Here is a 21,482-nt window from a genome sequence, read left to right as displayed (position 1 = left end):
ACATTCGCTTGTCTTCTCCTCTCTTCTCCTGTTCATTTCACGTCTCTTACAGACTGGCCTTTTTTTCGCATTGTTCCAGCATTTTAGCCAATAAGCTTACGAACTGGCGAAGCAGCCTCTCTACAGACGCTTGTAAAATCCTGCCCTGGTTGTACTCACATGTCATGGACTGGACAATGCCAGCCTCTCCACAATTGAGCACGAGATCAAACTGCTTTGCAAAGCCTGACGGCAATAGGTCAGCGCCTGTAAATGCACAAAGGATTTGGCCTTCTTGCGGCTCATAAGCAGCATACTTCACCTGTTCCCAATGAAATCGCCCTTCCGTTTTCAGGTATCCGTCTACTATTGCAAAAACTTCCTCCAGCTCTTCAGCTTCCCGGAACGAAACCTCAACCCGGCATACATCGCCGCCTTCTATCAAGCAAGGCAAAGTAACCGTTTCTGTCTGTGCGTATTCCGACATTAAATAGGCAAAAGCGGTCAACAGCACAGACATCTTTTGAATGCTGTAGTGACTCGAAATGCGTTCCAAGCTTTGACTCGTATGCTCCGAGAGCTCAAAGCGCAATACATCGCCCGGAATGTAGACTCCTTGCCCGGCCATACCTGACGTTGGGAATGCGAGGGGGAGGTGCTTCCATGTAGATGCTTGTTTTTGCGCATGAACCGTTTCGATATACTGAGCCAATTGACGCACATTCGGGTTTCCGAACAAATCCGCTACAACAAGTACGCCCGGATACTTTTGCTGTAACTTGGCATATATATCTACAATCCGCAATGAGTTTCCACCCACATGGAAGAAGTTATCCATAACCCCAATGTCGTCTTTGTGAAGAACCTCTTGCCATACTTTCAAAATTTCAGACTCAATCTCAGTAGCAGGCGGCAGTTTTTCTTCTTGATCATCCAAGACCACATCTGGAACAGGCAGAAGTGTCCGGTTCACTTTGCCGTTATTATTGAGCGGAATATAGTCCAATTCCACAAAATAGGACGGGATCATATAGTCCGGCAGATGTCTGGACAGGTGAGCATGTATTTGGGCTACAGTCAGCGGCATGCTGCATACCAGATAAGCGCATAGATATGCCTGCCCTTGCTCGTCCTTCCGGTCGACTACGACAGCTTCACGGATATGCCCATGCGCCAGAAGGCGCGCCTCGATCTCTCCGCATTCGATCCGGTAGCCGCGGATCTTCACTTGGTGGTCGATCCGGCCCAGGTACTCCACGTTGCCGTCCGGCAGCCATCTTGCTAAATCTCCGGTCCGGTACATCCGTGTCCCCGGCTCGAACGGGTTGTCTACGAACTTCTCCGCCGTCAGCTCCGGCCGGTTGTGGTAGCCACGGGCCAGACCGTCACCCGCGATACACAGCTCGCCCGCGACGCCTATCGGCTGCAGCTGCCGGTTGTCACCCACAATGTACAGCCGCGTATTAGCGATCGGTCCCCCGACGCTCACTGTCTGGTCGGAGGTCGCTTCCCGCACCGCGGACCAAATCGTGGTCTCCGTCGGACCGTACATATTGAATAGCGCGGCCTTCGATTTGCTTTGCAGTTCAGCCAGCAGATCGTCCGTCCATGCCTCCCCGCCGACCAGTATTTCCGTTACGCCTTCAAACCACGCCACGCAGCCCGCCGACAGCAGCATCTTCAGCCGCGACGGTGTCATCTGCACCATCCCAATGCGCTGGCGTTCGATCAGCGCCGCCAGCTGCTGAGGGTCCTTCTGCTGTTCTTCGCTCGCCGCCACGATCCGCATGCCTTGCGTCAACGCCAGCAGCGTCTCCACCACCGAGATGTCGAAGGACAGCGTGGTCGCAAATAAAACCGACTTCGCCGGGCCGAAGGGAATCACTCTCGTCATCCCTGTGATGAAGTTAACCACCGCGCGGTGCTCAATCATCACCCCTTTGGGGTTCCCGGTCGTCCCCGAGGTATAGATCACATACGCCAACCGCCGGGAATCCGGCGCAAGCGGCAGGTTGGCCTCGGACTCTGCTGGCCCTCCAGGCTGTCAACCCGATAACCGTGCCCTCAAATCCGCAGGAAATGCTGAGGCTGGGTCAGCAGCACCGCCGCGCCGCTGTCTCCGAGCATATACCGGATGCGTTCGGCCGGCAGCGCCGGATCAATCGGCAAGTACGCCCCGCCGGCCTTCAGGATGCCGAGCATCCCGGCGATCATGTCCAAAGAGCGTTCCATCAAGATGGCCACGATACGCTCCGGCCCTACACCCTGCCCGCGCAGCGTCCACGCCAGCTGATTCGCCCGCGCGTTCAGCTCCGCATAGGTCAGCTGCTGATCCCCGTACACGGCCGCCACCGCATCCGGCGTCTTCTCCACCTGGGCTTCAAACAGCTCATGGATCGTCGCTTCCCGCGGATACGCCGCCGCTGTGTCATTGAACGCATGCAGCAGTTGTTGCCTCTCTTCCGTCGTCACAAGCTCATACGAGCCAATGCTTGCTTCCGGCTGACCGGCCATTTGCGACAAGAGCTGCACGAAGTGCATCAGGTACCGCCCGGCTGTCTCCTCATTGAACAGCGCGCAGCTGTATTCCAGCAGCAGCTGAAGTCCTTGATCGTTCTCCGCGACGTTTAACGTCAGGTCAAACTTCGCCGTCCGTTGGTCAAGCTTGACCGGACGAACGTCAATATCTGCCAGCCCAAAACGCGCTTGTTCCATGTTCTGCAGCACCAGCATCGTGTCAAACAAGGGGTTACGGCTCCTATCGCGCCGTACGTTCAGCTTCTCGACCAGTTCCTCGAACGGGTAATCCTGATGCTCGAATGCCGCCAGCGTCCGCTCCTTCACTTCGCGCACGAAGTCCATAAACCGCTTGTCCCCGGACGGGGCGTTGCGCAGTGCCAGCGTGTTCACGAACATCCCGATCATCGGCTCCGTATCCCCATGTGTCCGCCCCGACACCGGCGTCCCGACCACAATGTCGCTCTGCCCCGTGTACTTGTGCAGCCACACGTTATAGGCAGCCAGCAGCACCATGTACAGCGTCGCTCCGCTTTCGGCTGCGATTCGTTTCAGGGCGTCTGCCGTCTTGGTATTCACTTGAGTGGATACCTGTCCTCCTTCACTGCCGGGCACCGCCGGACGCATCCGGTCGGCCGGCAGCTCCAGCACCGGCACTTCCTCCGCATAAGCCGACAGCCAGTACGCCTCATGCATCTCCATCCGCTCCACCCCAAGCGTACCCTGCTGCCAGACCGCGTAGTCCTTGTACTGGATCCGCAGCGGCGCCAGCTCCCCGCCGGCATACGCCGTCATGAAGTCCGACACCAGTAGGTTCACCGACACGCCATCCGACACGATATGGTGCATGTCCCAGACCAGCCAGTAGCGCTCTGCCGCCAGCCGCAGCAGCCCGGCCCGCAGCAGCGGCGCCTGATCCAACGCGAACGGGCGCACGAAGTTCCGGATGAGTTCCCGGGCCTGCGCTTCCTCCGCCTCCCGGCACCCCCATTCAAATGCCATGTCTTCGTGTACCTGTTGTCTTGGTTCGCCGCCGATCCACGTGAACGATGTGCGCAGCGATTCATGACGGGCGATGACCGAGCGGATCGCTTGCTCCAGCCGATCCGCATCCACCTTCCCGGCCAGTTCCAGGACGCCCGGCATGTTGTAGCGCATGCTCTCCGGCTCCATCTCATGAAGCACGTATAGCCGCCGCTGCGCCGAAGACAGCGGGTACGACGCCCGCGCCGCCGCCAGCTCGATCTTGCCGTAGCCGCTTTCTTTCGTGCTGCGCACATAGTCCGCCAGCGCCTTCACCGTCGGCCGCGCGAACAGCTCCCGCAGCGGCAGCTCCACCGCCAGCCGCTGATGTATGCGCGACATCAGCGTCATCGCTTTCAGCGAGTGACCACCGCGCTCGAAGAACGAATCACCGATGCCGAACGCCTTTATCCCCAGCACCTCTGCGAACAATTCCGCCAATTGTGTCTCCAGCGCATCCCGAGGCGCTTCATGGCTTCCGCTGTGCGCCTCCCGGTCCGGTGCCGGCAGCGCCTTGCGGTCCACCTTGCCGTTGGCAGTCAACGGGATTCCATCCATAGCTACAAAGTAGGACGGAATCATATAATCCGGCAGTTGTGCCACCAGGGTGCGCACGCAGCTCAGCTGCCGGAACGGCTTCGCCGCTTACGAGATATGCGCACAAGTACGCCAGCCCTTGCTCATCCTTCCGGTCGACGACGACGGCTTCGCGAATCTGTGGATGCGCCATGAGCTGCGTCTCGATCTCTCCGCACTCGATCCGGTAGCCGCGGATCTTCACTTGCTGGTCGATCCGGCCCAGGTACCAGGTTGCCGTCCGGCAGCCATCTCGCTAAGTCTCCGCTCCGGTACATCCGCGCACCCGGCTCGAACGGGTTGTCGACGAATTTCTCCGCCGTCAGCTCCGGCCGGTTCAGATAGCCCCGGGCCACGCCGGCTCCCGCGATACAGATTTCACCCGGCACACCCATAGGCAGTAATCGGCCTTCCTGATCCAGTATATACACCCGAGTATTGGACATCGGTTTGCCAATCGGAACGATCATCATCTCTTCTTTTGTTCCGTCTGCAGGCCACATCGTGGCGCCCACTGTCGTTTCCGTCGGCCCGTACCCATTGACCAAGTTGACGTAAGGACTCCACTTCCGCACAACCTCCTGCGGACATGCCGAGCCTGCCGTGACGACCGTTCTCAGCGAACGGACTTGCTCCGGATGCATCCGCAATAAGTACGCCGGCGGCAAGCTCATTATTGTAATGCCGTTTGTCCGGATGTACTGCTCGAACTCCCCAAGGTGATGGATCACTTCCACCGGCACTATATGCAATTGCGCCCCGCTGCACAGGCTGATCACGATTTCCCAGACAGATGCATCGAACGAGAGGGACGCAAATTGGAGAATCCGGTCACCCCCGGTAACCTGTAGATAATGTTTAAACATAGACGTCAAGTTGGCCACACTCCGGTGCTCAGCCATCACTCCTTTTGGCCGCCCCGTAGAGCCCGAAGTGTAGATGACGTATCTAAAGGCTCTCCGGTCCGCTGATTGCCCCTAAATTGCAGCCATATATAATGCTGCTCTCCCCGACATGCATTGTACCGGTCGCAGCGGTTTCGGCCATTGCTGTCATCAGTCCCAGCTTAACTCCATCAAAGGCCGTTTCCGCCAGTAGCGTCTCATCGCCTATCAACCACTGACTGCCGCTGTCCGCCAGCATGTATTGGATGCGTTCGGCCGGCAGCGCCGGATCGATCGGCAAGTACGCCCCGCCGGCCTTCAGGATGCCGAGCACTCCGATGATCATCTCTGCTGAGCGATGCATCAGGATCGCCACGATGTGATCCGGCCCTACACCCTGCCCGCGTAGCGTCCACGCCAGCTGATTCGCCCGCGCGTTCAGCTCCGCATAGGTCAGCTGCTGATCCCCGTACATGACCGCCACCGCATACGGCGTCTTCTCCGCCTGCTCCTCGAACAGCCCGTGGATCGTCGCTTCCCGCGGATACTCTGCCGCCGTGTCGTTGAATCCGTGCAGTAGCTGTTGTTTCTCCTCCGCCGTCACAAGCGATATCGAGGCCACCGGCCGCTGCGCATCCGCCAGCATTTGCTGCGCGATCTCCCGGATATGCCCTTCCATTCGCCGGATGAATATCCCCTCGTATACCTTGGCGTTGTAGCAGAAATTAATCGACAACGCTTCGCCCGGGAATAACACGACGGTTAGGTCATAATTCGTCTGCTCATATACTTCAACGTCACGGATTCCAAACGCAGCCTCGGCCGTCCCGCCTGCTTGGCCAAGCGCTTCGGCGATCGGATAGTTCTCGAACACCAAAATATGGTCGATTAGCCCTTGCTTCAGCGCGCTCATTCCCTGAATCTCATACAGCGGATAATGGCTATGTGATTCCGAGACCAGCGCCGCTTCCTGCACCTGCTGCAGCAGTGCCGTTACACTCTGCTCGGGGGAACTGCTGACCCGTACCGGCGTTGTATTGATAAACAGGCCGATCATCCGCTCGATCCCCGGCACCTCCGCCGGTCTCCCCGATACGACCGCCCCGAATACCACATCATCGCTCTGGTTGTATTTCTGTAGTAGCAGTCCCCAGATCGTCTGCATCACTGTGTTCAGCGTCATATAGGCCTTGGCGGGCCAACCGCTCCAGCTCCCGGGTCATCCCCACATCCAGACGGAAGGCATGCTCCTGCCGCTCAGCTTCTGTTCGCCCTGTTGCCCCTGTCACTCGCGGCACACTCGCCTGTTGCTCATAGTCCCTCAGGTACCGGCTCCAGTACTGCCGCGCCGCCTCCCTGTCCTGCATGTTCAGCCACTGCATGTATCGGCTATACGGCTCCACGGGCCCCAGCTCTATCGGCTGCTTCGTCTGCAACCCGCGATAAATCGCCATGAGCTCCTGCATCAGAATACTCGTGCACCAGCCGTCCATGATGATGTGATGAAAGCTCCAGATGACATGCTGACACCCCTTCTCCCCGATCACAATCGTGGCGCGCATTAGCGCATCCCGGCTCAGGTCAAAGCCGCTTTGCCGGTCTTCCTGCTGGATCGTCTCCAGATCACCTGACCCTTCCCTCACCCGCAGATCGACTTCCCGTTCCTGCAGCACCAGCTGCACCGGCCGCCCTACCTGCTCGCTCACGATCACCGTCCGCAGCATGTCGTGCCTTTCCGTTAAACGGCCCAAGCTTTCCTCGAATACCGCGATATCCAGCGTTCCTTCAACCCGGAACGTAAACTGCTCGAAATACGTCGCAGCCTCCGGGTCCAGCTCAGCGTGAAACAACATGCCTTCCTGCATCGGAGACAGCGGATAGATGTCTTGCACCTTATAGCCGTAGGCTTGCTGCAAGCCGCTCGCTTCCTGCGGCTCCAAATCCGCCAAACTGAAATCGCTCGCGGTCTTCTCGCTGTGCGCCTGCCGGGTGCAGTGGGTGATCAGTCTGCGAAGCTGTTCCGCGTAGCACGCCATCCAGCGTTCCACCGTTTCCCTCCGGTACGCCTCTGCCTCATAGTCGCATGTAAACACGAGCTCCCCGCCGATCACCATCCCGTTCAGGCTCAGCTTGTACTCTCCCGGGAGGTTCGGGTCGATGCTGCTGCCTGTCCCGTACGCCGACGATTCGAATAGTCCTGTCGTCACGTCCCGGTCGAACTGGCCCAAGTAGTTGAAGCAGATCTCCGGGCGAAGGTCGAACTTCAGCTCCTGTTTGTGCTCCGCGGCTGTCATATACTTCAGCACGCCATATCCCAGCCCTCTGTTCGGCACGCTGCGCAGCCCCTCTTTTACCCGCTTGATGCAGCCCGGCAACGTCTCGCATGACCCAGGTCAAGCAGTGTCGGCACGATCGTCGTAAACCACCCCACCGTTCGGCTCACATCCACCGCTTCCCCGATCTCTTCCCGGCCATGCCCTTCCAGGTCCACGACAAACCGATCCTTACCAGTCCATTCCCGCAGCGCCAAGGCCCAGCCCCGTCAGCAGGATGTCGTTAATTTCCGTGTAGTACGCCCGATTCGCCTGGTTCAATAACTGCGCCGTCTCTTCCTGCGACAGCCGGATGCTCACCGCTCCGCCGGTCTCCTCCGCTTCCAGGTCCTTCGTCCGCCGGCAGTGCCGCAGCCGGCATCTCTTCTACTCGCTTCCAATAAGCGATTTCACGCAGCTGTTCCTCACTGTCCGCATAGCGCGCCAGGGCCTCCGACCACGTCTGGAACGCGTCCGTTTTCTCCGGAAAGCGGATCTCCTCGCCCCTCTCCGCCTGCTCATAACCGGTCTGCACATCTTCGAACAGGATCCGCCAGGACACCCCGTCCACCACCAGATGGTGGATGACGATCAGCAGATGGTCGCCCTCGCCGGTCTTCATCAGCCCTAGGCGCAGCAGCGGCCCTTGCTCCAGATGCAGCCCCCGCTGCAGCCGCTCGGCTTCCGCCGCAATCCGTGTATCCACCGCGGTTTCCCCGCGCAAGTCGATCACGTCCAGCCCGAAACTCGCCTCTTGAGGCCCGCAGCTCCACTGCACGATGCCCCCCGCTTCTTCCCGGTACCTCATCCGCAGCGCATCATGATGCTGGGCGATCCGTTCAAACACACGGCGCAGAATAACTTCGTTGAATCCGTCCCGGCGATGCAGCATGACCGCCTGATTATAATGGTGCGGCAACTGCGGCGACCGCTCAAACAACCCTTGCTGGATCGGAGTTAATCGTACTTCGCCTTCGACCGGACGCTGATCGATCTTGTGCGCCAACGTTTGCACATAAGGGCACAGCTCCAGGATCGTTGGATACCGGAACAGATCGCGGATCCCCAAGTGCAGCCCATGCCCCCGCAGCCGCGCGGCGATCTGAACGGCTTTGATCGAATCCCCGCCCAGCTCGAAGAAGGAATCCTTGACGCCCATCCGCTTGATGCCCAGAACCTCCTTGGCAAACCGATACCATCAAGGCTTCCTGGGCTGTCCGCGGTGCTTCATAGCCTTTGCTGTACGTCTCCCGGTCCGGTGCCGGCAGCGCCTTACGGTCCACCTTGCCGTTAGGGGTTAGCGGCAGCTTCTCCAGCTCCACAAAGTAGGACGGAATCATGTAATCCGGCAGCTGTGCCATAAGGTGTGTACGCAGCTCCGGTACTGGAACAGCCCCGTTACTTACGAGATACGCACACAAGTACGCCTGCCCTTGCTCGTCCCCGCGGGCCATGACCACCGCTTCGCGGATCTGCGTATGCGCCAGAAGCCGCCCCTCGATCTCCCCGCACTCAATCCGGTAGCCGCGGATTTTCACTTGCTGGTCGATCCGGCCCAGGTACTCCAGATTGCCGTCCGGCAGCCATCGCGCCAAATCCCCGCTCCGGTACATCCGCTCACCCGGCTCGTTCGGGTTGTCGACGAATTTCTCTGCCGTCAGCTCCGGCCGGTTCAGATACCCCCGGGCCAGACCGTCCCCCGCGATACACAATTCACCCGCGACCCCGATCGGCTGCAGCTGCTGCCCTTCGCCGAGAATATAGGCCCGCAGCGTTGGAAGCGGCTTGCCGATGTTGCTGATGCCGCCGCTTGTGATTTCCGCTTCTGTCAGCTTCTTGTAAGTCACATGCACGGTCGTTTCCGTGATCCCGTACATGTTGATCAATTCCGTATGGGGATACTTCCGTCGCCATTCCCGCAATTGGCCCGGCGCCAGCGCTTCTCCGCCAAAGATCACGGCCCGCACGCAGAGCTCCGCGTCCGCCTCTTCCATTTCCCGCTCTGACAACGCACAGAATGCGCTCGGCGTCTGGTTTAGCACCGTCACCCGCTCCTGCCGCAGCAGCCGCACCATCTGCTCCGGGTCCCTCGCCGTCATCAGCGGCACAACAACCAGCTTGCCCCCATAAAGCAGCGCTCCGTACATTTCCCATACCGAGAAATCGAAGCAATACGAGTGGAACAACGTCCACACGTCCCGTTCGTTGAAATCAAAAGCCATGCGGTCATTGAACAACAGCCGCACTACGTTCCGGTGTGTGATCATCGTCCCTTTCGGCTTTCCCGTCGTTCCTGAGGTGTAAATCACGTACGCCAGATCGTTCGGTTTCGTCGCCTGCGGCGGGTTCTCCGCCTGCACCGGCTCTGTTTCTAAGGCAGTTTCTCCGGCATATACCCGGCATCCCGCGAACGGTAACGCCGGGGTCTGAAGCTCGGCGGCACGGGTCGTCACCAGCCACTGCGTCCCGCTGTCCGCCAGTGTATAGGCGATGCGCTCGGCTGGATAGGTCGGATCGATCGGCAAATACGCACCGCCGGCCTTCAGAATGCCGAGCATCCCGACGATCATCTCCAAAGAGCGCTCCATCAGGATGGCCACGATACACTCCGGCCCCACACCTTGCCCGCGCAGCGTCCACGCCAGCTGATTCGCCTCCGCATTCAGCTCTGCATAGGTCAGCTGCTGTTCCCCGTATACAACTGCCACAGCATCCGGCGTCTTCTTCACCTGGTCCTCGAACAGCCCGCGGATCGTCGCTTCCCGCGGATACGCCGCCGCGTGTCGTTGAACCCGTGCAGGAGCTCTTGCCTCTCCTGATCCGAAACCATATCAATCTGGGCAAGCGGCGTGTTCTTCTGTTCCATTATTAATTCAAGGAAGTAAGCAAGCTGCTGCTTTAACCTGATCAGACTCTCATGGGCATAGCGGCTTGCATCATAATGCAGTACAAAGGAAAGGGCGTCGTCCTTCTTTTGAAAAAATATGTGTATGAGACATTCAGAGAGAAGAGGGTCTATCGTTTGGTGAATGCTGTTAAGTGAAACAATCGTACCGAAACGCAATAAATCGTTACCGTTCATAGGCAGCCCGAATTTCTCGGCTATGTAAGGATGGGGGAATTTCTGATGTTTGGCGGCTTCCGTTAAGCCGTTACGCACCTATGGAGCAGTACGTCCCTGAAAGTACTCTCAGAGTCCACTTGAATTCGAATCGGCAATACAGCCGAAGCCACTTCTTCGCTTCCTTTTTTTTCAGTGGAGGCATACCTACTAATAAATCTGCAAGATTCAGATACCGGGAAAGAAACAACAGCGTTCCGGACATTAAGACCATGAACATTGCCTGTTCCGAGTTTTTAGATAGCAACTCTACTTGATGTAAGGTCTCCTTCGAAAGCTGCTGCTCCACCTGCCGGAACGACGGGCCGGCTATACCGTTCTCTCTGCCTAGGGAGAGGGTTGTCGGTGCGGAGGATTCCGCAAGCTGCTCCAGCCAATAATCAACGGCCTCCGAGTATTTACCGCTGGAAGCCATAAGCCTAACGGTTAAAGAATCCATTGTTGAACCTCCAATCATTGGGTAACCTCAGCAATTCCATGAAATAAACCGGGCATACCTGTTTCGTTAATCGCCTGCTCCATACGCAGATTCAGTTCATCGGCAGGCAGCTTCTTACCTCTAAGAATAGTCTCAAGCAGCTGTAGAACGTTCTCCGTTTGCTTTAATGTCAGTTCCTTTCCGGCAACCGTTACTTCTTCCTTCATTCTCTGAATCATCTTATAAGGCTCAAGCACATTTTTTTGATATTCATCCGCATTTGAATTGTGATTTTGGGTGCATACGGCAATAGATAAGCATTTATCTATTACCTTCCTCCTGCCTCTTAGACGGCTTCTTTCCCGATCTGACCTCAGGTTGTCAAGACAATCCTGCATAGCCGAATGGACGGAGTCTATTGCATACACCTTCGCTTCCGGAAAAGCTTCCTTCAGAAGCGGCCCAAGTGTTTCACGAGGCCCCGTATCGATAAATGCATGAACGGGCAGAGCAGCCATCCTGTTCATGCAAGCCGTCCACAAAACCGGTTTTATTAATTGGTCAGAGAGCAATGGAATAATATCCTGTTCACTGCTGTAAAAGTCCCCCGTAACATTCGACACAACTGTGTGCCGCAAAGGCTGAAATGTAAGTCCGTTCAAAAATGCGCGAAACGGAGCAACGGCCGGTTCCATGAGCGGACTGTGAAAGGGAGCACTGACTTTTAACGGTATAACTTGCGCGCCTGCATGTTTCATGGAAATCACCGCTTCTTCCACCGCGCCTTTTACCCCGGATATTACCGTTTGATTGCTGGCATTATAGTTAGATGGCACGACGGCCCCTGTATTTAGTGAAATCTTCCTGCATATCTCTTTCACTTGCTCTGATGAAAGTCCAACCACGGCATACATCAAGCCCCGGCCTTCCGGCACCGCTTCCTGCATATATTTCCCTCTGGCATGCACTAGCTTGACTGCGTCGGCAAACGATATAGTTTCCGCTGCGCATAATGCCGATATCTCTCCAAGACTATGACCCGCAAGGACGGGCTGCTGAATTTCAACCTCTTGAAGTATGATTCGATAAGCAATCAAACTTACGGTTAAAATTGCGGGTTGGGCAATTTCCGTCTTTTTAAGTTCTTGCGGATTTCCCTCGAAACAAATTTTTTTAAGATCGAAACCAAGAGCATCGTTGGCCATTTCGAACAATTCCCGTGCAATTGGATATGCTGAATGCCAAGCTTGACCCATCCCAACATATTGCGAGCCTTGGCCCGGAAATATAAATGCCATTTTATACAAATGCAACACCTCATTATATTGAAGTCCAATAATATCAATAAAGTTTATATATTTACTTTTTCACTTATTAAAGTTATACATATGGCAAAATTAGAAATTGATTTTTGTGAATTCTAGTTCCAGCTTCTTTCCAGATCAACTGCCAAACCAGTGGTCTGAAGCTTTCCGTGGCTGGAACTAGAATTCTGTAACCAATTGAGATGTTACCGAAGATTAACCCTAGTAATACAACAGACCCTGTTATTCAAAATAAATAATATCGAATAATTCGTCTTCCTCTTCTTCTTTTTCCTGTGGAAAAAGTTCCATCTTTAATTCTTTAATGCAAACGGAAGGATCGGTTACCGTGGCTTTGATAAGTTCACAGAATCCTTGAAGCAGTCTCGCTGCCGTCCCATGCTCAAATAAATCCCTTCTGTACTCCAAAGATAATTGAAGGCCTTGTTCGACTTCGGCAACAATCATCGTCAGATCCATCTTCGTTGTCAAAATATCTTGTTCAACGGAGCGAACCTCAATATCAGTTAAATAAAGAATCGATTGCTCCATGTTCTGCAGCACCAGCATCGTGTCAAACAAGGGGTTACGGCTCCTATCGCGCCGTACGTTCAGCTTCTCGACCAGTTCCTCGAACGGATAGTCCTTATGCTCGAATGCCGCCAGCGTCCGCTCCTTCACCTCACGCAGGAAATCCATAAACCGCTTGTCTCCGGACGGGGCATTCCGCAGCGCCAGCGTGTTCACGAACATCCCGATCATCGGCTCCGTATCCCCATGCGTCCGCCCCGACACCGGCGTCCCGACCACAATGTCGCTCTGCCTCGTGTACTTGTGCAGCCACACGTTATAGGCAGCCAGCAGCACCATGTACAGCGTCGCTCCGGTCTCTGCGGCAATCTGCTTCAGCCCCTCGGCTACGTCCGCGCTGATCTGCGCATGAACCTGCCTGCCTTCACTGCTGGGCACCGCTGGACGCCTCCGGTCGGTCGGCAGTTCCAGCACCGGCGTTTCTTCCGCATAAGCCGACAGCCAGTACGCCTCATGCGCTCTCATCTGCTCCACCTCGAGCGTACCTTGCTGCCATACCGCGTAGTCTTTGTACTGAATCCGAAGCGGCGCCAGTTCCACGCCGCCATACGCCGCCATGAAGTCCGACACCAGTAGGTTCATCGACACGCCGTCCGACACGATATGGTGTATGTCCCACATCAGCCAATGGCGCTCCTCCGAAAGCCGCAGCAGTCCGGCCCGCAGCAGCGGTGCCTTATCCAGCGCGAACGGCCGCACGAAGTTCCGGGTAAGTTCTCTCGCTTGCGCTTCATCCGCATCCCGGCATACCCATTCCAGCGTCACGTCTTCATGTATCCGTTGTCTCGGTTCGCCGTCGATCCACGTGAACGACGTGCGCAGCGATTCGTGACGGGCGATGACCGAGCGAATCGATTGCTCCAGCCGGTCCGGGTCCACCCTCCCGGCCAGTTCCACCACGCCCGGCATGTTATAGCGCGTGCTCTCCGGCTCCATCTCATGCAGCACGTACAGCCGCCGCTGCGACGAAGACAGAGGGTACGACGCCTGTGGTGCCGCCGGTTCGATGGCGCTGTAGGCCGTCTTCGACATCCCTTCGATCTTCTGCGCCTGCTCCTTGACTGTCGGCAGGCGGAATACATCCTGCAGCGTCAGTTCTGCGTTCATCGTCTTCTGGATCTTGGTCACCAGCGCGGTCGCCCGCAAGGAGTGTCCTCCGATTGCAAAAAAGTCGTCGCTCACCCCAATGTTCTCTATGCCAAGCACGTCTTGCCAAATCCTGAGCAGCTTCCGCTGCGTCTCATTACTCGCTGCCTCATACCGTTCTTCCGAATCCATTCTTGCCTCAGGCTCCGGCAACGCCTTGCGGTCCAGCTTCCCGTTAGGCGTCAGCGGCAAGCGCTCCATCCGGATCATGTACCCCGGTATCATATAGGACGGCAACGTCCGCCCGAGATGCTCCCGAATGTCCGCCGATGCCGTCTCCTCCTGCAGCACCACGTAAGCGCACAAGTATTTCCCGCCCGCGGCATCCTCCCGGTCGATCACCACCGCTTCGCGGACCGCCTCATGCTTCAGCAGCTGGCTCTCGATTTCGCCCAGCTCCACACGGTAGCCGCGGATCTTCACCTGATGATCCCGGCGCCCCAGAAATTCCATATTGCCGTCCGGCAGCATCCGACCCATATCTCCCGTCTTGTACATCCGTCCCTGCGGCACAAACGGATTCGTCATAAACGATGCGCTGGTCTTCGCCGTATCGTTCATATATCCTTTGGCTACGCCTACTCCCCCGATATACAGCTCGCCGGCCACCCCGTACGGCACCGGATGCCGATTGGCGTCCAGTATGTAGAAGGTGTTGTTATCCAGCGGCTTGCCGTACGGAATGCTTGTTTGATCCGCCGTTACTTCCCGGATCGGATAGTAGTTGGACCATACGGTGGCTTCCGTCGCACCCCCAAGTCCAATCACCTGGACGTTCGGGAAGGCTGCCTTCGCTCGCTCCGCCAAATTCACCGGAATCCAGTCCCCACTTACCAGCGCCAGACGCAATGCCTGCTGACGGATGCCCTTCTCCTGTTCCTCCAGACCATGCAGCACATGGTTCAGTGTCGTCGGCACCGAGTCCCAAATCGTAATGGCTTCCTGTTCCAGCAGCTGCTGCATCTGCTTAGGATCCTGCACCTGCTCCCGGTCTGCAATCACAATCCGGGCGCCTGCCGCCAGCGGTCCGAAAATGTCATACACCGACAAGTCAAAGCACATCGACGTGATGAACAGCAGCCGATCTTCCTCATGAACGCCAAATTCCTGATTGACCCAGCTGACCAAGTTCACGGCCGAATGATGCTCTATCATGACGCCCTTCGGCTCTCCGGTGGAACCCGAGGTGTAAATAATGTAAGCCAGCTCGTGCGAATCTTTGGTAAGGTGAAGCGCCTCACCGGAATGCCCGATCAGCGAAGGGTCCCGGCTGTCGATGATTTGCGCAGGCATTTCTGCATACGCCTGATCGGCGACAACGACGCTTATTCCCGCATGGCTGATCATATGCGCGATCCGGCTTTGCGGATAGTCCGGATCCATCGGTACATACGCCGCGCCAGCTTTCAGAATCGCCAGCATGCCAATGATCATCTCAAAGCCCCGGCCAGTCATCAGCCCGACATGATCATTGACGTTCACCCCTGGGCCTGCAGCCGCCGCGCCAACCGGTTCGACCGCTTGTCCAGCTCCCGGTAGGTCAGCTGCTGGCCGTTCCAGCTTACAGCCGGTCGCTCCGGCGTCCTCGCTGCTTGTTCCCCGAACAGTTGATGCAGCGTCTTCTCTACTGCGTACGGCGTATCCGTTCGGTTCCATTCGTACACGATCCCTTGACGCTCCGCAGCCGTCATCAGATGCTCCATCGACAAGAGATCGTTCTCCTCGTCACACAAGGCCTCAAGGATTGTTCGTACCATAAGGCAAACGCCGTTTCGATCTCCCGGTCCTCAAAATAAGCCGGCGTATATTTGATCTGCATGTTCAGCCTGTCAAAGTACTGCGATACTTCCAGATCAAACCACGTATTTGTCATTTCGTTTGCTTCCAAGCTCAGCGCCGCCGTCTCCGATACCAACTCTTGTCTCGGCCCCATCTCCTCCAGCACATGGAAATCCGTATAGTTAAACAGCGTATCGAAGATCGGGTTGACCGACGGGCTCGATACATCGCCGATCGCATGGGCGATATCGACCAAAAACAGTTCATGCGCCTTCATGTGTGCAAGCTGCTGCTTGGTACGGTTCACCAGTTCCGACTTGGACACTTCATGTGCTACCCCCATGCGGATCGGCACCGTATTCAGGAAGCAGCCCAGCACTTTATCTGCATCCTCGATTGGCGGCCGGTCGTGGCTGACCACGCCCGTGACAATCTCTTCCTCCGTCGTCAGGATACCCAGCAAATATACGTGCGCGCTCAAGCACAGTTCCTTGACGGTACAACCGTACCGCTTCGCGTGCCGCTTCAAGGCTCCCAGCAGCGTGCTGCTCAATGGCCTGCGATAAATTTTGCTGACTGCCCCGCGTTCCCTCTTCTTGCCTGCGTAGTTAAACGGCAGCTTATTACGGGTATACCCCGCCAATTCGCTGATCCAATATTGCCGGCTCTCCTCGTCGCTCTCCCGGAACCGGTTGATGGCCACATAATCCTTATAGCTGCTTTGCAGCGGCTTAACCTCCGCAGGGTTTCCCTGCAGCAGCTGATGATAAATGTCTTCAAACTCCTGCTGGAAGGAAGCCACGCTCCAGCCGTCCAGAATCGCATGGTGGAACGTAAACACCATGCAATAATCATGCTGGCTATTCAGCCGGAACAACCGAACTCGCCACAGCACCTCGCCGTCGAAGCGGAACAAGTGGCGCTGGTCCTGCTCAATATACGTGCGGATAACGCGCTCCTGCTCTTCCCGGCCAAGTGAAGAGACATCCTCCGCCGAAAGGGCTGGCACGATCCGGGCGTGCACGATCTGGACCTCTTCCTCGAAATGCTTAAGATCGAAGGTGGTGCGCAGAATCGGATGCTTGTCAGATAACCGCTGCAGTGCTTCGGCAAACTGTTCCACTGACACGATTTTGAAATGATACACAAACTGGTCGTGGTAGATCGGCTCCTCCGGCCGCAATCTGGAGTAGAACACCATGCTCTGCTGAATTTTGCTAAGCGGATACACATCCTCGCAATCTTCTGGCAGGTGCTTCAACTGCTCGGGGTCCACCATGATGCGCCGCTTCATCTGCTCCAGCATCTCCCGCCCCGATTCCAGCTGCCGGTTCGGCTCATACTCCTGCGCCAAAAGCCCGGCCAGCTCTCCGATGGTCTGATGCAGGTAGAGCTCTTTTAGCGGGAGATCCGCCTCCATGTCACGGTTCATCCGGCTGATCAGACGGATCGCCTTGATCGAGTCGCCGCCCAGCACAAAGAAGTTATCGTGGACGCCGACCTGCTCCGCCCCCAGCACTTCCTGCCAAATCTCTGCCAGTTGCCGTTGCGTCGGCGTGCTTGGCGCTTCGTATACGCTGCCGGTATGAGCCGCTTCCGGTGCCGGCAACGCCTTGCGGTCCACCTTGCCGTTGGCAGTCAACGGGATTCCATCCATGCTCACAAAGTAGGACGGAATCATGTAATCCGGCAGCTGTGCCGCTGGGTGCGCCCGTAGTTCTGTAATCGGAACAGCCGCGTCACTTACGAGATACGCACACAAGTACGCCTGCCCTTGCTCGTCCTCATGGGCCAAGACCACCGCTTCGCGGATCTGCGCATGCGTCATGAGCCGCGCCTCAATCTCCCCGCACTCGATCCGGTAGCCGCGGATCTTCACTTGCTGGTCGATCCGGCCCAGGTACCAGGTTGCCGTCCGGCAGCCATCGCGCCAAATCCCCGCTCCGGTACATCCGCTCACCCGGCTCGAACGGGTTGTCGACGAATTTCTCCGCCGTCAGCTCCGGCCGGTTCAGATACCCCCGGGCCACGCCGTCGCCCGCGATACACAGTTCACCCGCGACCCCGATCGGCTGCAGCTGCCGGTTGTCACTCACAATGTACAGCTGCGTATTGGCAATCGGCCCCCCGATCGGCACCGCCGCTTCCGCGAAGGTCGGAGCGCTGTCGTAATACGCGACATCGACCGTGGCCTCCGTCGGCCCATACAGGTTGTGAAGCGTGGCTCCGCTCCCTTCCATGAACTTGTAGAACCCGCTCACATGCTGCGGCTTCAGCGCTTCCCCGCTGGCAAATACCCGGCGCAAGCTGCCGAGCTTCTCCGGGCTAAACGCTTGCCCGGCCTGCTCCATAAGACGCTCAGCATCGACGGCACAAAATGCATCACCGTGACCCCGTAACGCTCCATCGTTTCGGCCAGCACCGCCGGATCTTTCTCTCCCTGCGGCGGAAGCATGCAGACCTTCGACCCGGTCATCCCCCACCAGAACAGCTCCCACACCGAAACGTCGAACGTTATCGGCGTCTTCTGCAGAATGACGTCCCCTTCTCCGACCGGGTAGCGGTTCTGCATCCATTGCAGGCGGTTGATGACCGCGCGATGCTCAATCATGACCCCTTTCGGGTTGCCTGTGGTCCCCGAGGTATAGATCACATACGCCAAACGCCGGGAATCCGGCGTAAGCTCCGGATTGGCCTCGGATTGCACCCGCTCTCCAGGCGTCAGCTCGATGACCGTCCCCTCAAATCCGCATGAATCCTGCCCGGGCTGAATCAGCAGTACCGCCGAGCCGCTGTCCCCGAGCATATACCGGATGCGTTCGGCCGGCAGCGCCGGATCAATCGGCAAGTACGCCCCGCCGGCCTTCAGGATGCCATAAAGCCCTACCATCAGCTCCAGTGAGCGTTCCGCCATCACCGCTACAATCGTTTCCGGCCCCACACCTTGCCCGCGCAGCGTCCACGCCAGCTGGTTCGCCTGCCCGTTCAGCTCCGCGTAGGTCAGCTGCTGATCCCCGTACACGACCGCCACCGCATCCGGCGTCTTCTCCGCCTGCTCCTCGAACAGACCGTGGATCGTCGCTTCCCGCGGATACTCCGCCACCGTATCGTTGAATCCGTGCAGTAGCTGTTGCTTCTCTTCCGGCGTGACAAGCTCATACGAGCCGATGCTTGCTTCCGGCTGACCGGCGATTTGCGACAAGAGCTGCACGAAGTGCATCAGGTACCGCCCGGCTGTCTCCTCATTGAACAGCGCGCAGCTGTATTCCAGTGTCAGGAGAAGATCTATCTCGGCTTCCCATACATTTAGAGTCAGATCGAACTTCGTCGTCGAATGCTTCAGCTCGACCGGCCGAACGTCAACATCCGCCAGCCCAAAGCGCGCCTGCTCCATGTTCTGCAGCACCAGCATCGTGTCAAACAAGGGATTGCGGCTCCTATCGCGCCGTACGTTCAGCTTCTCGACCAGTTCCTCGAACGGGTAATCCTGATGCTCGAATGCCGCCAGCGTCCGCTCCTTCACTTCGCGCACGAAGTCCATAAACCGCTTGTCCCCGGACGGGGCGTTGCGCAGTGCCAGCGTGTTCACGAACATCCCGATCATCGGCTCCGTATCCCCATGCGTCCGCCCCGACACCGGCGTCCCGACCACAATGTCGCTCTGCCCCGTGTACTTGTGCAGCCACACGTTATAGGCAGCCAGCAGCACCATGTACAGCGTCGCTCCGGTCTCTGCGGCAATTCGTTTTAGGGCCTCAGCTACGTCCGCGCTGATCTGCGCATGAACCTGTCCGCCTTCGCTGCTTAGCACCGCCGGACGCATCCGGTCGGCCGGCAGCTCCAGCACCGGCACTTCCTCCGCATAGGCCGACAGCCAGTACACCTCATGCCCTTGCATCCGCTCTACCCCGAGCGTGTCCTGCTGCCAGACCGCGTAGTCTTTGTACTGGATCCGCAGCGGCGTCAGCTCCTCACCGGCATACGCCGCCATAAGGTCCGACACCAGAAGGTTCAGCGACACGCCATCCGAGACGATATGGTGCATGTCCCACACCAGCCAATGGTGCTCCTCTGCCAGCCGCAGCAGCCCAGCCCGCAGCAGCGGCGCCTGATCCAGCTCGAACGGCCGCACAAAATTCCGGGTGAGTTCCCGCGCCTGCGCTTCATCTGCCTCCCGGCATACCCATTCAAACACCACGTCTTCATGTACCTGTTGTCTCGGTTCGCCGTCGATCCACGTGAACGACGTGCGCAGCGATTCGTGACGGGCGATAACTGTACGAACCGCTTGTTCCAGTTGATCCGCATCGATTTCCCCTGTTAACTCCATGACCCCCGGCATGTTGTAGCGCGTGCTCTCCGGCTCCACCTCATGCAGCACGTATAGCCTCCGCTGCGCCGAAGACAGCGGGTACGATGCCTGCGCCGCTGCCGGCTCGATTCGGCCGTAATCGCTTTCCTCCGTGCTGCGCACATATTCCGCCAACGCCTTCACCGTCGGACGCGCGAACAGCTCCCGCAGCGGCAGCTCCACCGCCAGCTGCTGATGTATGCGCGACACCAGCGTCATCGCTTTCAGCGAGTGACCACCGCGCTCGAAGAACGAGTCCCCGATGCCGACTTCGTTTACCCCCAGCACCTCTGCGAACAACTCCGCCAATTGCGTCTCCAGCGCATCCCGCGGCGCTTCATAGCCTTCGCTGTTCGCCTCCCGGTCCGGCGCCGGCAGCGCCTTCCGGTCGACTTTGCCGTTAGGGGTCAGCGGCAGCTTCTCCAGCTCCACAAAGTAGGACGGGATCATGTAATCCGGCAGCTGTGTTGCCAGTTGCGCCCGCAGCTCCGATACCGGAACCGCTTCATCACTTACGAGGTACGCGCACAAGTACGCCTGTCCTTGCTCATCCTCACGGGCCATGACCACCGCTTCGCGGATCTGCGCATGCGCCATAAGCTGTGCTTCGATCTCCCCGCATTCGATCCGGTAGCCGCGGATCTTCACTTGGTGGTCGATCCGGCCCAGGTACTCCACGTTGCCGTCCGGCAGCCATCTTGCTAAATCTCCGGTCCGGTACATCCGCATCCCCGGCTCGAACGGGTTGTCTACGAACTTCTCCGCCGTCAGCTCCGGCCGGTTGTGGTAGCCACGGGCCAGACCGTCACCCGCGATACACAGCTCGCCCGCGACGCCTATCGGCTGCAGCTGCCGGTTGTCACCCACAATGTACAGCCGCGTATTAGCGATCGGTCCCCCGACGCTCACTGTCTGGTCGGAGGTCGCTTCCCGCACCGCGGACCAAATCGTGGTCTCCGTCGGACCGTACATATTGAATAGCGCGGCCTTCGATTTGCTTTGCAGTTCAGCCAGCAGATCGTCCGTCCATGCCTCCCCGCCGACCAGTATTTCCGTTACGCCTTCAAACCACGCCACGCAGCCCGCCGACAGCAGCATCTTCAGCCGCGACGGTGTCATCTGCACCATCCCAATGCGCTGGCGTTCGATCAGCGCCGCCAGCTGCTGAGGGTCCTTCTGCTGTTCTTCGCTCGCCGCCACGATCCGCATGCCTTGCGTCAACGCCAGCAGCGTCTCCACCACCGAGATGTCGAAGGACAGCGTGGTCGCAAATAAAACCGACTTCGCCGGGCCGAAGGGAATCACTCTCGTCATCCCTGTGATGAAGTTAACCACCGCGCGGTGCTCAATCATCACCCCTTTGGGGTTCCCGGTCGTCCCCGAGGTATAGATCACATACGCCAACCGCCGGGAATCCGGCGCAAGCGGCAGGTTGGCCTCGGACTCTGCTGGCCCTCCAGGCGTCAACCCGATAACCGTGC

The 21,482-nt window shown here is 57.9% G+C and carries 10 protein-coding genes and 5 pseudogenes; all 15 read right to left on the bottom strand.

Annotation, left to right across the window (positions count from 1 at the left end; all coding sequences use genetic code 11):
* Positions 1-46: 46 nt before the first annotated feature.
* Positions 47-1,990: a non-ribosomal peptide synthetase gene (locus NST99_RS09745; protein ID WP_341097603.1), complete on the bottom strand. Its 1,944-nt coding sequence runs from the start codon at positions 1,988-1,990 to the stop codon at positions 47-49.
* 53 nt (positions 1,991-2,043) lie between these two features.
* Positions 2,044-4,134, bottom strand: coding sequence for a condensation domain-containing protein (locus NST99_RS09740; RefSeq protein WP_341091336.1), 2,091 nt, complete (start codon positions 4,132-4,134; stop codon positions 2,044-2,046).
* Between the two features lie 65 nt (positions 4,135-4,199).
* Complete coding sequence (locus tag NST99_RS09735) at positions 4,200-4,997, bottom strand: AMP-binding protein (protein WP_341091334.1); 798 nt, start codon at positions 4,995-4,997, stop codon at positions 4,200-4,202.
* Between the two features lie 46 nt (positions 4,998-5,043).
* On the bottom strand, positions 5,044-6,162 hold the full coding sequence (locus NST99_RS09730; protein ID WP_341091332.1) for a condensation domain-containing protein: 1,119 nt from the start codon (positions 6,160-6,162) through the stop codon (positions 5,044-5,046).
* On the bottom strand, positions 6,095-6,919 hold the full coding sequence (locus NST99_RS09725) for a condensation domain-containing protein (RefSeq protein WP_445745021.1): 825 nt from the start codon (positions 6,917-6,919) through the stop codon (positions 6,095-6,097). Before NST99_RS09725 ends, NST99_RS09730 begins: the two co-directional genes overlap by 68 nt.
* 45 nt (positions 6,920-6,964) lie before the next feature.
* Positions 6,965-7,470: pseudogene (locus tag NST99_RS09720) on the bottom strand (condensation domain-containing protein); the annotation flags it as partial.
* 65 nt (positions 7,471-7,535) lie between these two features.
* Positions 7,536-8,297: a condensation domain-containing protein gene (locus NST99_RS09715; RefSeq protein ID WP_341091331.1), complete on the bottom strand. Its 762-nt coding sequence runs from the start codon at positions 8,295-8,297 to the stop codon at positions 7,536-7,538.
* A gap of 69 nt (positions 8,298-8,366) precedes the next feature.
* Positions 8,367-8,450 (bottom strand): annotated as a pseudogene (locus tag NST99_RS33665) (phosphopantetheine-binding protein); the annotation flags it as partial.
* Between the two features lie 184 nt (positions 8,451-8,634).
* A pseudogene (locus NST99_RS09710) lies at positions 8,635-9,999 on the bottom strand (non-ribosomal peptide synthetase); the annotation flags it as partial.
* 17 nt (positions 10,000-10,016) lie between these two features.
* Complete coding sequence (locus NST99_RS09705; protein ID WP_341091327.1) at positions 10,017-10,451, bottom strand: hypothetical protein; 435 nt, start codon at positions 10,449-10,451, stop codon at positions 10,017-10,019.
* Positions 10,444-10,851, bottom strand: a complete 408-nt coding sequence (locus NST99_RS09700; protein WP_341091325.1) for a condensation domain-containing protein — start codon at positions 10,849-10,851, stop codon at positions 10,444-10,446. Before NST99_RS09700 ends, NST99_RS09705 begins: the two co-directional genes overlap by 8 nt.
* A gap of 14 nt (positions 10,852-10,865) precedes the next feature.
* Positions 10,866-12,128, bottom strand: a complete 1,263-nt coding sequence (gene fabD, locus NST99_RS09695; RefSeq protein ID WP_341091323.1) for an ACP S-malonyltransferase — start codon at positions 12,126-12,128, stop codon at positions 10,866-10,868.
* Positions 12,129-12,377: 249 nt separating this feature from the next.
* A pseudogene (locus tag NST99_RS33660) lies at positions 12,378-15,562 on the bottom strand (amino acid adenylation domain-containing protein).
* The gene (locus NST99_RS09680; RefSeq protein ID WP_341091321.1) at positions 15,562-17,610 is read right to left on the bottom strand and encodes a condensation domain-containing protein; all 2,049 of its coding nucleotides are present in this window, start codon (positions 17,608-17,610) and stop codon (positions 15,562-15,564) included. The pseudogene NST99_RS33660 and the gene NST99_RS09680 overlap by 1 nt, the downstream one beginning before the upstream one ends.
* A 112-nt stretch (positions 17,611-17,722) precedes the next feature.
* A pseudogene (locus NST99_RS09675) lies at positions 17,723-21,468 on the bottom strand (amino acid adenylation domain-containing protein); the annotation flags it as partial.
* Between the last annotated feature and the right edge of the window lie 14 nt (positions 21,469-21,482).

The sequence above is a fragment of the Paenibacillus sp. FSL L8-0470 genome (assembly GCF_038008625.1).
Lineage (GTDB): Bacteria > Bacillota > Bacilli > Paenibacillales > Paenibacillaceae > Paenibacillus_AQ.
This window is presented reverse-complemented; position numbering and strand designations above follow the sequence as displayed.